The following is a 14,754-nucleotide window of genomic DNA, read 5'->3' as shown; positions in this document are numbered from 1 at the left end:
GCTCTGCTGTGGGGGGCGGAGGACCGCCCCCCACAGCAGGACATTAGTAGACCTTGTCGGCCAGCTTGTCTGCGAGGTCCGCGGGTGCAAAATCGTTCGTATGGTAGGTAGTCCAACCTTGCTCCGCGAGCCAGTCGTCGCGTTCGTCATCCCGTTCGACAAGTACCGCCACCCGCGAAGCCGCCCAGGATAGATCAACTTGCCACTGGTTGTCGGGGCCGATGTCGGCGCCCCAATCGCCGAGCTCAACGGCGACTTCTACGAGCTCGGGAATGAGTTCCTGGAGCTGAGGACCTGATTCGGCGAAGACCGTCAGCCATGGGCTTTGACGCACGCTGACGGGGATGCTGTCGTCATGGGAAACCTCCGAAGCGCTGCCCGGTTTTTCAGCGCCAGTGGTGGCACCGGGGTTCAACGATGCCCAGTCCAAAAAGCCAAGCCCAATCTGACCATGGACGCCAAACAGGGAGCCCCGGTCGAGATTGGAATTGTAAAGTTCGCAGCTTGTTTCCGGCACGAGGACGCAGCAGTGGCAGGCGGCCAGGTTTCGCGCATCGGTACCAGAACCGCGGGATTCGATGCAGACAGGATCCGCTGAACACCAGGACGTGCGGAACAGTCCTTCATCCAAGGAAGGGCCGAGACGCGCGGGGCTGGCCTGTGCTGCGACGCCGCCCAGGCTGCCTGCAGAGTCGGACGATGCCGTATACAAGAGCACTCCGACTTGATCGGGACCTACATACAAGCGTTCCCGGATCGACGACGCAGGGTAGCCAGCGTCCAGAGAGAGCTGGTCGATGATGATGTGGGAGAGCGTGTGGATCAGTGTCTCCACAATGCTGACTGGAATCGGGTCCTGGCCGCGTTGCGCAGCTGCGCGCTTCGCATTCAGGCGGAGAGTTTTTTCTCTGCCTGCTGCGAAATCCGTTTCAGCCCAAGCCTCAACCTGTGATCGGTCCAGCGCAACGAAGAGGCCCTCACCCAGCGTCTCAATCGCGGGCAGCCAATTCTGGCGGTTGTCGTCAGGTGACAGCGGCGACAACTTGGCGTCAGGCTTGTCTTCGCTCCTGGGGTGCAGACGACTAAAGCCGTACAAGGCGCGGACCTCCCTGAGTCGGGTGACCTTTCGTGCCGCCTTGATCCAGTGTTGGTGGGCCTCCGGTACGGCGACTTTCTCAGCGACAAAATCGGTGTCCGGACTGTCGCGGCGGCCGTTCATCAGTGCGAGGAACTCCTGCTCACGTAGCTGGTCCTCGGAAAGCTCAGTTTCCTCACTGCCATGGAATTGGCGCCTGATTTCAGCGCGAAGCTCGTCAACGGAGAAGCGGCCGTCAAATTCCTGAACCACGCCTTCGAGAACCCAGGTGGAACCGGGATCCAGAGCCTGCGGTTGACTGAGCTGGGAGGCTTTTGACGTCACCACCTTGGCGAGAAACTCCGAATATGGCGGGATGGAAATTGCAGACCTCACCACCGGGAACCAGACATTTGACGCACCGCGCTGAACCGTCTTAGGAGCTTTACCGCAGTCGCGTTCCCGATAACCCCAGCCGAGCCAAGGACGATTGCCTTGGCATTTCATCTCCCTCAACGCCACGGAATTGAACGCGTCCGCCATGGTCCGGGATTGTCCGCAAGAGCACCGAACCACCATGTCTGCCAGCGATGAAGTGCGACCTTCGGAAGCAAGGGAGAGCAAATGGTTAGCATCTTCAGTCGGCGTGAACCCGTGTACCCAATATGCATAGGGGAAGTCATCAATGTGCCCGTCCTCGCATGCTACGACGAAACGGGAGGGAGTCAGCGGTGCCAGGGACTTGCACAAGCCACACTTGGGGTCCTCATAGGAGGCCTGCAGCTGCTGGACTCTCCCCAGACGGCTGCAATTCGGGCATATCAGCAACTGCGGAAAGCGGACGACCGGGATTTTCCCCCGTGCACCCGCCGGAGGCAGGAGGAGCTCGGATACTCCCAGGCTGCGCGCCAGGCGCGGCTCGCTGACTGGCTTCAAATGCTTCTTATCCCATTGGTCAATGCTGGTGATCATGAAGCTGTTGTTTTCGGCCGGAAACAGACTTCCCACCCCAAATGTTGAGACTAGCTGACTGCGTCGGGCGGCGTAGGTTTTCTTAGCCAAGGGAGGCGTCCTTCCTCATCGGTGCTGGCCTGAGCGTGGTTTCAGCGTCCACGTCACGCATACTTCGCGGTGTGGGCCAGGGAATGGTGCTGGTGCTGTAGACGAAGTCCGGATCTTCGAGGGCCTTGCTTGAGTCGATGAGGAGCGAGCGAGGGGACTTCTTTGTGTCCTGGTACGGGAGATCGTCGTCGGCAAGTGCCGCTTTCCGCCAGATGTTCAGCAGCCGCTCGAGCTCTTCACTAGTGGCCGCTGCTTCCTCCGGGTCAACTGAGAGGACCCGATTGCGTATCCACGCCATTATTTCGTCCACGGCTGGTGACTCATCCCGGACATGGCCGCCGGAATTTCTCAATTCGGGGACCAGCATTCTTAGCGCCGAGACCAGGGTGGCGTGAAGGCCTCGGTCGCGTGACCGGGCAGCAAACGGCGTTGCGCTTGTTGCTTCGACTGCACGGTAAAGCGCAGCGTGGAAGTCGTTGAACGACTCGTAGTGCGACCGGTCCCGTGTTCGCGCCGCGTTCAAGATGGTCACAACCAGCCCTGGGTGAACGCGGCCAACCCGGCTGGTCGCCTGAATGTATTCGGCGCTGGACTGTGGCTGGCCCATAACGGCCATCAAGCCCAAGCGGTCAACGTCCAACCCCACGGAGATCATGTTGGTGGCCAGCACGACATCTTCGGGAGTTTGACTACTCATCAAACTCTTCTCCAGGGACTTGAGAGCCTCCGGAATTTTGTGGTTTTCCACTCGGCTTGTGAGCTCGCTCAGTTGGACACCGCGACCCTCTAGACGACCTTCTCGTTTGGCTAGGAGATTCAGTCGCGCCCTCACGTCGTCATAGACCTGGAGGTACGCCGAGCCGAGAACGCGGAGACTGTTGAAATACCCGACCAGCGTCCAATATGGATCGCGATCTTCAGCAGTCGCCCCTTCGATGAGATTGGCGGAGTGCAGCAACGACGCGTAAGTACGAACCATAAGGGTGGCGTGACTTGTACCGGAGGCTAGAACCCCGACATACTGCCGCGTCCCGAGCTGGTCGGACGAGGCTTCCTTGGCGAAGAAGGAGTCGGCAGGGTCAAGCCCGGGAGGTGGAAACAAGCTGGAATCACGATTGAAGACAGAACGAATCTGGTCCTTGGCTCTTCGGATGGTCGCCGTCGAGGCAACGATCTTGGGCTTACGACCGGCTGATCCGTCCCCACGTCCGACGCCGCTGGCGGCCAAATCAACTGCCGTTTCGAAGAGCCCAACTGTGGAGCCGAGCGGCCCGGAAATGAGGTGCAGCTCATCCTGGATGATGAGATCCGGGCCAAGGTCGGTGGGAGAGATTCTTCCGAAGAGAGTGGCAATTTCTCCTCTCCAGGCCATTCCGGCGAACTTGTCTACTGTACCGATCACAAGTTCGGGTCGTTCCCTGTAGACGTCTGTGTCGATGATGTGGACAGGGAGTCCGTTAGAGAAATCGCATGATTGGTTGGAGCAGCTAACCACCATTCGGTCAGACGGCACCTTGACGATTCGGTAGTCGTCGACCGTGAGGCGGGTGCCGCACCAAGGGCATGCTTCGATCTGCTTTGGATTTCCTTCGACGACTTCCTGGTTGTTCCTGAGTTTGCCAAGGTTCGTCCTTGCAGTCGCGACATCGTTCGGTGTGGCGCCTCCGCCGACCCAGAGGCCTATTCCGAACGGGGCAACCCCCAGACGGTTCTCGTCCTCCAGCCGGACTGACTCGAGAGAACAGATCAGCATGGCGGCCCGCTCGAACTGCTGGATGGTGAGGAGTCTCAGGGTATAGCGCATAATCACGGCGACACCGCGGACGCTTGCATTGCGCAGGCGTCGAAGTAGTAGGAGGTACGCGACAAGGCCCAGGTAGGCTTCTGTTTTTCCTCCACCTGTGGGGAACCAGAGGAGGTCAGCTATGTCCCTCTCTGGGTGCTGGTCGTCTGTCACAGAGGGCAAGTTGATGAGGATGAACGCAATCTGGAAGGGCCGCCAAGCCTGGGCACCCAGCACGAACTCGCCCTTGGCCCCGTTTCGGACCCAGTCCTGACGCGAACGCTGCATGTGCATAGCCTGGTTGGCCAGCTGAAACGCGGCGAAGGCTTCGTCGTCGTGGGCCAGCAGATTGATGCCCGCCGTGATTCGCTGGTGAGCCTTCCCGGCCTGCGACATATGATCAGCCGCCACCCCCCGGAGATGAGGTGGAACGTGCGCTGGGCCGGCTTCTGTCATTGAATCAGTGGATCCAGAAATCCACGAAGAGTAGTCCTTGGCGAGAAGAGTAAGCTCAGCGACTACCTTGTCGCGCGTGGATGAGGCCATAAAGGACAGCGACAAGTTTGCGTCGCTGCCGCCTGCCATCGACCTATGGACATCCTGGCGGGGGACAAATGTTGTGGACACCCTCCGGCATAGCCGGCCGTCGACGTCGGACGCCTTGACGTCAACAGCGCAACCATGACCGGCGCCGAAGATCATGTGGGTACGGTAAAGCAATTCGGAGGTAGCCAGATCCGGGTCGGTGGGAATATCGGTGCGCAGTTTGGACCGGTCTACAAACGCGGGCACATTGCTGTGGAGCGACAAGCCCACTTGGAACCAGCACGCCACATCCTTATCTGCTGACGGACCAGGCTTTGGCTGAGTGTTTCGAAGGACGACTGTCACAGTTACGACATCGCCCTCGGCCTCCCGGACCAGTGCATACAACTCCAAGGCTCCGCCCTCAAGCAGATGACGCTGAGGACCTGGAACAGAGAGGTCGACCTCGACTTCTGGGAGCATCGCGGCGACGCGCTGCCAGTCGTACGTTTCGTGTCGTTTACTCCCGCTTTCACGAACTGTTGGAATGGGAGAGTACTTTGCCGCCTCCGGCGAGGCGAGAAGGACCGACGAAAGCTTCGTATCAACAGAGACCGTGAGGCCAACGCTGCTTGGATAAGTCAGCCGTGCATTCGCGACGGGGCTGTCAACGGAGGCCTCCCCGGTAGCAGCAGCGACGGACTCCGGCTCGTCGGGAGCTTCCGCATAGCTGTCATCGGCCGCTGGCCACAGGACCCCGGTGACATAGCGTTCCAAGGGACGTTCTGTGATCAGTTCTTCCGGAGAACCGGGTCCGTAGAGGTCTGTTACGAGGCGGTCCACCATTTCACGGCGGAATGCGTACTTGGAATCTAGCGTCGACAATTTGCTGCTCCTAATTCTTTGTTCGCGTGATCAGGCCGGTCAGCCGGGGCACTAACCACATGCCCGAGGAGCCGAGTCCCATGAGCTTCGTCTCCTCTGGGTGGCCGGTCGCGCACTCAATAGACGTGACGCGGGCGCCAGTGAAACCTGATGGCCACGCCTGATTGCGGCTGTATTGAAGGCCGAAGCTCTTCTTCAGTGCGGAGGCGAACGATTGGCTGGTCCGGCCGATTATCCTGCCGTCACTGGTAGTCAAGACGTACCGTGGGAATTCGCCGTGCGCTGGCTCAGTCTCCAGGGAACCGGATACCACGCTGCCCAAGAGCTCGTCCAACACAAGGTTGTTCTGGACAGCACAAGCGTCGCCGTCGGCAGGGTAATAAGGCGAGACGTCGTCCACATCCGAGTTGAGGAACTCCATCCGGGCGTTGTACTGCCCATATTTGCCATAGGCCTTCTCTAACCAACGCCCCGAGGAGCCATCGGCACGCTGGAGCAGCTTCTTGGGCAACTTGGTAGAAATGACTTCTTCCCTGGCACGGCTCAACGCAACGTACTTCTGCTTTAACGTTTCCTCGTTTTGCTCTGCTGCCGGAGAGCCGAACTCCGGTTGAAGGTAGAGGACGTTGGTAAATTCCAGCCCCTTCGCCCTGTGTACGGTGGAAACAACAAGGGGTGCGGCGTCATCCACAGTCAGCGTCAAGGGAATTGATCTGCTGCGGAGCCGCTGGCTCAGCTGCGATACGTTGAGCGAGTTATAGGCGGAGAAATTGCCTTCAGCCGTCTTGAGTGCAAGCCACAAATCCCTTGCGGTCGCACCGTAGAGGGTGCTGAGCCTCGACTTGATTTCATCGGCATCGTAGGTCTTATCTTCGAGGTCCTTGAAGACCTGATGCACCCACGGCGCTACGCTCATATCCTGCGCTTTGCGGCGGATCAGATGCGGATAACCGTTCTGCCACAGCAGTTCACTCGCGATCAGCACTTCGTAATTCGTTGAACACAAAAGAGCCGTCGTTTCCCCAAGATTGGGACTAAGAGCTCCCGACTCGTTCAATACGGACGTGCTGGATACCTGCCTGCGGAAGTCATCGATAAGGCCGTGCGCCGCCTCACAACGCGGGTCGTCGAGGGTTCCGAGGCCGCGTATTTCGTCGCCTACCGAGATGAGCTCTCGGGTGCGCTCCGTCATGGCCCGATAGTGCTTTGTCAGCACCTCACGCTCGGCGCCGAAGTCATTGACCAGGTTCTCAATTAATTCGGCAGACGTCAGTTTTGACGTGGACTCCTCCAATTGGAAGTCGTAGATGCCCTGCAGGGGGTCGCCGAGCACAGTGAAGCCAAGATCATCCCCTAGCGCGGACAATAACGCCATGACGAGCTCAGCCCGATCTCCAACGAGGTCCTGGGCCTCATCCACCAGGACGTGCTTTAGATGGGTGATCCGATCCGGTGTTTCTTCGCCGGCGATGTATTTGGTGGCTTTCCTGATCCGAGCGTCGAAGCTGTTACCCGCGGTTTCTTCGTCCATGTCGATCAGGATCTGCGCCGCAAACGAATCAAAGGTCCTGATCTGAAGCCCGTCTACGTCGTGCATTCTTGCCCGCTTCCGCACAGCCTCTACGGCAGCCCGGGAAAAGCTGAGCACCAGGATTTCGTCGGCCGGGTTCAATCCGTCCTCAACCAGGGTCTTCACACGAGCCAGAAGTACTTCCGTCTTTCCTTGCCCTGCCGCGGCCGTGACGAACATCCGGGCATCTGATTCTGCCTCGGCCACCGCTCGCTGACTTTCGTCCAGTTGAATCTCAGCCAGCACTGACTGCCTCGTTCCGCCACAGATAGTCGAGTTGCGTGAACGCCAGCTTGTGCCCGTACTGATCGAGGTTGTCCTTGACGTTCACAATCAGGACCTCTTCGCTGCCGCCGTTTCGTGGCCCGCGCAGGCCGCGCCCGATCATCTGGATGTATTTGTTTGGTGAGAACGTCGGACGGCACACATAAACGGCGTCGACCTTGGGTGCATCAAAGCCTTGGGTGAGGACATCGAAGTTGGTCAAAACGCGGATCTTGCCGTTGCGGAAGTCCTCGATGATTGAGCGTCGGTGCCCTAAATCGGTTTTGCCCGAGATGGCGGCTGCAGGGATGCCTTCGACGGACAGTACTGCCGCGAGGGCTTCAGCGTGTTCCACTGAAGCAGCAAAAACGAGAGTTGGCCCCGTCGTTTCCGATGCCATGATGTGATTCAAAATCGCTTCGTTACGCTTTGTGCTGTCCGCTACTTGTTGGAGGTCAATCCTTGCCTCCAACATGGCGCTTTGGGAGTCTTCATCCGTGGCAGACTGCATATCCTTCAGCTTGAGCTCGATACCCTTGAGCTCTTTATGGTTCACCCTTGCCAAGACTTTGAGGCCTTGAAGATACTCGTGGGCGTTGTCCGCGGTGAACTCGTCAGGCTCAATGAGGTTCTTGCCAAATCGCGCTACGAGCCGTTCTGTCTCTTTCTCATTCGAACCCCGGTAAGGAGTCGCAGAGAGTCCGAGGAGCGACCTCGATTTTTCGGTGAAAGAGCGGCCGAACCATGCGAGCACGGGGGTGTATGACGTCGCAATGGCACCGTGAGCCTCATCGATAATGACGAGATCCGGGTTGGACATCCAGTCGTACATCTGCCGCCGGCTTTGCTGGATGCTGGCAAGTGTCTGAATCGTCGCAACAACGAGGTGGAGCTTGGTTTCTTCACGAATGGCTCTATTGCCGCCCCAAAGCCTGCTCACAGCCATTCGTTCGCCGGGGGAGCCGACGGCCTGCCAGACATAAGTCCACGTTTCGATCGCCTGCTCGCAGAGTTCTTCGGATTGCGCGATCCAGATGACGAGACGGTGATCTTCCTTGGGGGAGGCTGCGATGTCGCGGATGACAGACTCGACGGCGACGCGGGTCTTGCCTGCACCGGTGGGAAGTTGGACGAGACCACGGCTGTTGGTGGTACGCCCAGCAAGGAGATCGACGATCTTTCTGCTGGTTGTTTCTTGGTACTGATGTAGCGGGTTCAAGCCAACCGGTCCGACGAACTCTTCCCGTTCCGGCTTCTTCTTGATTGACTCGCCCGCCATTGCAGGGGAGAACCCGAGTTCTTTGACAAACTCTTGGGCTGTACGGCCACCACGGAATTGGTCTGGGGTTTCAATGCCGGCTTCAGAGAGGGCAGGCTTGAGAACTTTCAGGAGGCTGGTGCCGTGCAAATTGCTAACGATCTCGAATAGGCGCTCGTCGGTCAGCTCAAGTTCACGGGCGTCCAGCATCCTCATGACAGCGTCGGGAATCAGCTTGCGAAGGGTGTCACGACCGACAAGTTCGGCGATCTTTCCGGCATCCGTTTTTTGCTTGTTGACTCGTCCAATTCGAGCTTGGGCTTCGTCATCCTTTTTTAGCTGCCGCATGGTCTGCATGACTTGCGCGGACGCACGTTTGCTGCCGAACGCGCCGAGAATTGTTGTGAGTAGAGCCTGGTCCCCTTGTGGAGCTCGGTAGTAGAGCACACCATCCTGAAGATAGGAAGCTCTAGGCGTTGCTTCCGCACGTGCGTCGAAGCTGTTTGTGCGGACTTCATCCACCGAACTGCATGGAACGCAAAGGGTTTGGACGGCAACTTCACCGGCTGCGCGTTTAAGGAATGGGAACCTCGACTTTACGCTTTCCGGCGCTTCCCCTTCTATTGGAGCCGCGCGCGCTGAGGTGTAGAACTCGACGGCAACAGGCTTGAGCCCCCAGTTCTCGGTCAGGGCTTCATCCAGATCTGGATGGCCGGTGTATATGACGGGCACGTCGGCTGTTTCCACGAGGTAGTCTCGGGACTCGATGTCCATCGCAAGAACCAAGTCCGAGGTCAGATAGCGCGTGTTTCGTCCTTCACTGAGGGGGGCTAGTAGCTCCTTCGGAGGGCGAACATCCAGGACAGCTAAGGCGCCGTAAAGTTCGTGCAGTTGGCGGATAGGCAGGAGCTGCTCTGCCAGTGAGAGGACCGAGGTCCACTGGATTTTGCGTATGTCTGTTGGCAAGCCCAGAGCCTTTGCCTCTTCCTCGCCAGGAAAGGGCAAATAATCTGTGGGGATCCCATCGATTTTTCCAACGCAGTGCCTGGTGTCTATGACTCCAAGCGGGGTTTCAAGGGCCCCGTGGTTCTTCACCCACCAAAGGTCCGGCCCATCAATGGTTTCAGGGGCACGGAAACCGCTGCTGAATTCTATTTTGGTTGGATACTGTGGACGGCTCAGAACTGTGCGGGTGATCTTTGCGCGGGTGGCTGCTGACGCATCAACTAGGAGGTGAAGGCCATCCGTTGTCAATGCTTGGCCAAAGCGGATTCCCGCCTCGGAAAGCCGAACAGGGCCGTTTTTCGATTGCTCGGAAAAGCGGCCCGCTTCCCCTGTTTTCCATAGATCGTAGGAGCCACCAGCACGGACCATTCTTGCGTCCGCAAGTGACGTTCGTGCTCCAAGGTTTCTCAGTAGAGCGATGTCGTTGGCATGAAATTGATCATCTACCAGCAAATGCTCGTCACCAATGTTGGTCTGAGGAATCAAACCACCGGATAGCCAGACGTCACCCAGCTGACGCCATTTGTGATCTCGGCAGCGGACCAGAATTTTCGTGGGGTCTGTTCGCTCGTTTACAATCGCCAGACTTTCTGGGACGGCGAGCGAACGGGTCAATTTCCAAAGGGACGCCGCCAGTTCTGCATCTGCATAATCGCCAGCGACACTGCTGGCGACGCGGCTAACGATTCCCCGGCCATCTTGCGCCTGGAGGTCCAGGGCGCGAAGGTACGTGTTCGCATTCCCGTGATGCATCAGTTCGTAGGACACGACATTGGCTGACTCGTCGTCGGCCTTCATCGGTAGAAAGACCCTCGAACTGATTGGCGGTTGGACGCTGCCATCTGACATCAGGACAATTCGACTCTGCCGCATTGCGTGCCGGTAGTCGGTGTAAGACTTGTCGATCATCGCCGCGATCTGCAGGGCGTTCTCGTAATCCTGTAGTTCTCCACCTGCGACAATTTCTTCGAGCCATTCTTCAATGGATGCGCGCTTGAGGTTCGCTTCCCTCAAAATTCGTATGACTTGGGATTCCCGTCGCAAGGCGGATGAGTGTAGCCAGTGCCTCTCCGCTGGCACCCATGTGTCCCACAGAGCGATCAGTCGAGTGGCTTCTTCCAGTGCCGGTTGTACTTTGATTTCACTGGGCAGCCTGAGGATGCCTGATCTATCGGGCAGACATGGTGCGAACGGCAGAATTTCAAAAATGGGTTTATTGATCACGGAGTCGGCCCACGAACTTGACTCTTTTTCACGCGACGGCAGAATGTCCAGAAAGAGCGCCGGATCTTCGGGTGTTCTTAGCTCCTTCAGGGCGCTCGCCACCATGCGAGGAAGCGTCCGGGTGAGAATTTCCCGGTTGTAGAGGGTCTCCAGCATGCTGTGGCGGTCTTCGTTCATTTTGAAGGCCGCGTTAACGATGCCGCGAAGCGAAGTCTCGTGCTGCGTCGGGAAGTAGTTCCAGAATCGGCCCATGTTGCGGCGCTGGTTGCCTGTCAATGGAACAGCCCAAGTCACGTCGACATTTTGTCGCGCGACGATGCTTCCTGCCTCGACCGCAGCCTGGGTGCTGACCTCGTGCCGATTCTGAAATATGAGCCATTCGCTGCTGTTGGCGCCGTCGGAGAGGCTGACGCGGTTGCCGTCCCGCGCTGCTGTCCACGCCCAGGAAGAACTTTGGGCCCTGTCTTCGAATTCGAGGGAACCGATTTTGTCGGAGAAGAGAAGGAACTCCTCAGGAAACTTCTTCATTTCGTCCGAGAGCCAGGTGACGCTGCCGCTGAGGGGAAGCTTGACCACCGTGGTGGCCCACTCAAAAAGTTCAGAGAGGACTGCGTCCTGCGCGGCTTCAATGTCAGGGTCCACAGGGGTGGCCAAGCGCAAGATCGGATAGGCGGCAAGTCCCGGATACAGGCCTTCTAGAAGACCTCGGCTGTGATCCTGGCTCCATGAGACCGAGCCGCTTCGGCTGAATATGCGGGGTTCGGCGGTGACCTGAATAACTGATTTGAATCCGAGGCCGAACCGGCCGATCTCGTCGTCCCGTTTCTCGGAGGAATGGGACAGCATCAGTGTTCTGAAGCCAGCTTCGGTGAAGGGCTGTCCTTCGTTGGCGCAGTAGAGTGCATCTTTGGTCAGGACAACCCGGATTCGGCCGCCTGGTTCCTTGATGGCATCAGCTGCGTTTTGCACCAGCTCATTGAGCTGCTTACGGCCGTAGCCGCCCTGTGAGATCGCCGCCTCAATGTTGCTATGTTCGCGCACGAGGTCGGGGCGGGCTCGGTAGGCATTCAGCGCACTAGCGGTTTCTGCCGCAACAAATCGGCTGAGCGAAGACGTCGTTCCTGCCCATGAATCTTGAACCACCATTGGTTCCATCCCCCAATTCGACACTGGTGCTCTCGGCCCCTGCCGAAGTCTTCAGATAATATCTACCATCCAAAGGCGACATTTAGGGGAATCCTTCGTTGCCAGCTCGGTTGTGGCGTCAAAAGGGCCCTAGAAATGCTGGACCAGTTGGGCAGCTATGGCCTGTCCCAGCGCCGTGGGAACTGCATTTCCGATCTGCTTGGCAATCGCCGTCTTGGATCCAACCCACAGCCGATTGTCCGGGAAACCCTGTAGTTTGGCGGCCTCAAGATGCGTAATAGCGCGGTGTTCTGTGGGGTGGAGGTACCGGCCCTTCTCCGGCTTGAAGAACTCAGTCCTGACAGTGACTGAAGGCTTATCCCAATGCATCCGCCCCATCACGTCACCCGAACCCGACTTGTGGTCCTTCCAGCACCGAGCAAGCAGAGCCTCCGGCAGGTCAAATCTGTTTCCTCCCAACGGGATGTTCACAAATCTATTGAGAGAGAGCTCCGCGTAGTCTCGGGCAAGGTGCAGCTCGCTTGTACGAAAGGCGCCGGCAAAAGTCCGGCCCGCGTACTCCGTCGACCGAGTCGGGAGAAGCGTGGCGGTGACGCTAGGCTCTATGCCCTTCAGTGCGTGCCGCACCGTCCGGTGGCGCCCGATGTGGGTCGGCATCGGGAACCCAGGAAAGGGTAAATCCCTTCGGTGGCCGATGAGAATAGCTCTCTTTCGCGCTTGGGGAGCGCCGTAGTCGGCCGAATTCAGGACGTGCCATTGGAAGTCGTAGTCCTCGATGAGGCCACCTTTGGCAGTTGCGTCCCTGAAGTCTTGAAGCTGCTGGGACTTGCTGAATGCCGGCACGTTTTCGACGATGAAGTATTTGGGCTTGGCCCTGGACAGCGCTTCGGCATACGGCTGCCACAAGCTGTTCCTGATGTCTTCCGGGTCCTGTTTGCCCAGCTGTGAGAACCCCTGGCAGGGTGGGCCTCCGATGACCACGTCTACGTTTGGGACGGTTTCCTTCTTCAGCCAGTCCTGAATTGGCCCGGGGTATACCTTGTCGCCAAACGTTGCAGCGAACGAAGCCGCAGCTGCTGGTTCGAACTCCACTGCGCGTTCGGTGACGAAACGAGGAGAGGCAGCATAGAAGCCCTGAGTGAGTCCGCCAGCCCCCGAGAAGAGGTCCAGCACGGTGATGGATTTACGGGTCTTCTTGCGCTGGTAAGGAGCGACTCGCGGAACGGTGACTGTACTCATGTTGGACTAAGAATATCGGTCCATGAGCCTCGCCTCGTGTCTTCACTCCGTGTCCTTGCCGTTCAGGTTGTACCGTCGGCTCAATTCGCAGTTCACTGGCGAGCTGCTGTTGGGCCTTAGCCAGCTGCGCAGCCTGTGCATTGCATTGGGGGTGATCGCCCTGCAAACCAGCTCGGGGCCAGCTCAAAGTGGTGGCGGGTGACCGGCCAAATGGGCTACATACCTGGAGCCCATTCCTCTCTATAGTCAGGATGGTCTTGGTACGGCGCGGCCAGACAGCGGACCAAGCAGGCATTGATGGGGTCCAGCTGTTGGCCTTGTTTTTCAATGACGTTAATGATTCGCGTCTTTGCGGCGCATTCTGCGATCACTTGCCTGGGACTATGTTTGTCGATGTGCCGGAATGCCCGACGCGTCGCTTGGTAGTGTCCCTGCGTCAACGGCTCGGTGAATGCCCACCAGCTTGAGTCCGTCGGATGCGCTTCCGAAGCATAGCGCGCCCTGTCTTTTTCGTCGATAACACGGGCGCGTAGGAACTCGATGATCTCCATGCCGCTAATTCTTGCGGGGTGAAGCGCTGAGTCACCGGAGGAAAATGGCTCAAGGTGGCTTCCGCCACCTGGAAGCCACCTTGAGGGCCTGGCCGTGGTAGGCCGCGCAAATGCCGTCCTCGAAGGTTAGGGCGCCGGCGCCGATGAGCACGCAATTTCTTAGGACGGTGACTGCAAGCCACTGCGGCTGCTGGGTGCAGGTGAGGATGCGGGTCTGAGGCGAGGTCGGGCAGCTCTAATAAATACACCAAGAAACCCTGCGTTGAGGCGCTGAGTTGGAAATACACAAATGGTGACAAATCGATGGTCGAGGCTTCCGGTTGTGGTTCTCCATCGCTCAGTATGACGTTCTCATCGATAATCTATTGAGCCAAGATAAAGCGAGCAGGTCCAGAAGTGGCTAATCTTTGACGTGATCTTGAGCAAAACTGTCGTTCTTCAGCCATAAGCTGCTCCGACACACTGGCACTCGAATCCTGAGGTACATCGAACGAAATTCAAATTGTTGGGGATAATGGCTTTCTTGCCGCTTGTACTCGCAGGGTGCGGAGGAACACCTCAGGTCACGCAAGCAGCGGAGTCAGTTGATGCGGGCTCCGGATCCAGCCCTTCGGCAATTGCAGCACCAACTCCCTCACTTACAGCGACGCCTTCTCCGAGTCCCGCTAGCTCAAAAACAGCACGCGGCAACGTTACAAAAAATGTTGGTGAGACAGCTTGGGTGAGGAATAAGGACGGATCCATGGCTGTCAGTCTCATCGTCAAATCAATCCAGGTGGATCCGATCTGCACCTCCGGTTTTAGTAGAAAAATCTAGGTCTGGCCACTTAGTCGTCCTTGAAGTTGATGTGGAGACCACTTCTGCCTTGGCGGAGCATGTCAACAAGCAGTTCCTGTTCGCAATCCATGGCTGGAAGGTGATAGCCGAAAACGGCACGACCGCCAACGGAAAATTCGACTCTTTTGAGGCCTTCGCCTACTTTCCCGACGCCGAGAAGCTACCTTCGTCCATTGGCCCTGCAGAAAAGGCCAGCGGCAAGATTGTATTGGACGTTCCCACGTCAGCGGGAATCCTCATAAATGATCCCGACGGTGCTGGAGGTTGGGAGTGGGACTATCCGGCGAAATAAAGGGTTGCAGGGGCGCGGACTAGCCCCGCAGCGGCAT

General features: G+C 58.0%; 7 protein-coding genes. 1 reads left to right on the top strand and 6 read right to left on the bottom strand.

Translation table 11 applies throughout. The features are described 5' to 3' along the window. Positions 1-43 precede the first annotated feature (43 nt). From drmB to ACS5PJ_RS10715, 6 genes are all read right to left on the bottom strand, one after another. The gene (gene drmB / locus ACS5PJ_RS10740) at positions 44-2,137 is read right to left on the bottom strand and encodes a DrmB family protein (protein WP_439434874.1); all 2,094 of its coding nucleotides are present in this window, start codon (positions 2,135-2,137) and stop codon (positions 44-46) included. Further along, positions 2,130-5,330, bottom strand: a complete 3,201-nt coding sequence (locus tag ACS5PJ_RS10735; RefSeq protein ID WP_439434873.1) for a helicase-related protein — start codon at positions 5,328-5,330, stop codon at positions 2,130-2,132. Before ACS5PJ_RS10735 ends, drmB begins: the two co-directional genes overlap by 8 nt. 10 nt (positions 5,331-5,340) lie before the next feature. Beyond that, a complete protein-coding gene (locus ACS5PJ_RS10730; protein WP_439434872.1) occupies positions 5,341-7,146 on the bottom strand; it encodes a UvrD-helicase domain-containing protein in 1,806 nt (601 codons plus the stop codon). After that, on the bottom strand, positions 7,136-11,806 hold the full coding sequence (locus ACS5PJ_RS10725) for a DEAD/DEAH box helicase (protein WP_439434871.1): 4,671 nt from the start codon (positions 11,804-11,806) through the stop codon (positions 7,136-7,138). Before ACS5PJ_RS10725 ends, ACS5PJ_RS10730 begins: the two co-directional genes overlap by 11 nt. Positions 11,807-11,926: 120 nt before the next feature. Beyond that, positions 11,927-13,036, bottom strand: coding sequence for a DNA cytosine methyltransferase (locus ACS5PJ_RS10720; RefSeq protein ID WP_439434870.1), 1,110 nt, complete (start codon positions 13,034-13,036; stop codon positions 11,927-11,929). 215 nt (positions 13,037-13,251) lie between these two features. Next, entirely contained in the window at positions 13,252-13,587 is a 336-nt protein-coding gene (locus ACS5PJ_RS10715) for a DUF6221 family protein (RefSeq protein ID WP_439434869.1), read from the bottom strand. 848 nt (positions 13,588-14,435) lie between these two features. Between ACS5PJ_RS10715 and ACS5PJ_RS10710 the strand changes: the two genes are divergently transcribed. Next, a complete protein-coding gene (locus ACS5PJ_RS10710; protein WP_439434868.1) occupies positions 14,436-14,717 on the top strand; it encodes a hypothetical protein in 282 nt (93 codons plus the stop codon). Positions 14,718-14,754: the final 37 nt, after the last annotated feature.

The sequence above is a fragment of the Pseudarthrobacter cremeus genome (genome assembly GCF_051857465.1).
GTDB lineage: Bacteria > Actinomycetota > Actinomycetes > Actinomycetales > Micrococcaceae > Arthrobacter.
This window is presented reverse-complemented; position numbering and strand designations above follow the sequence as displayed.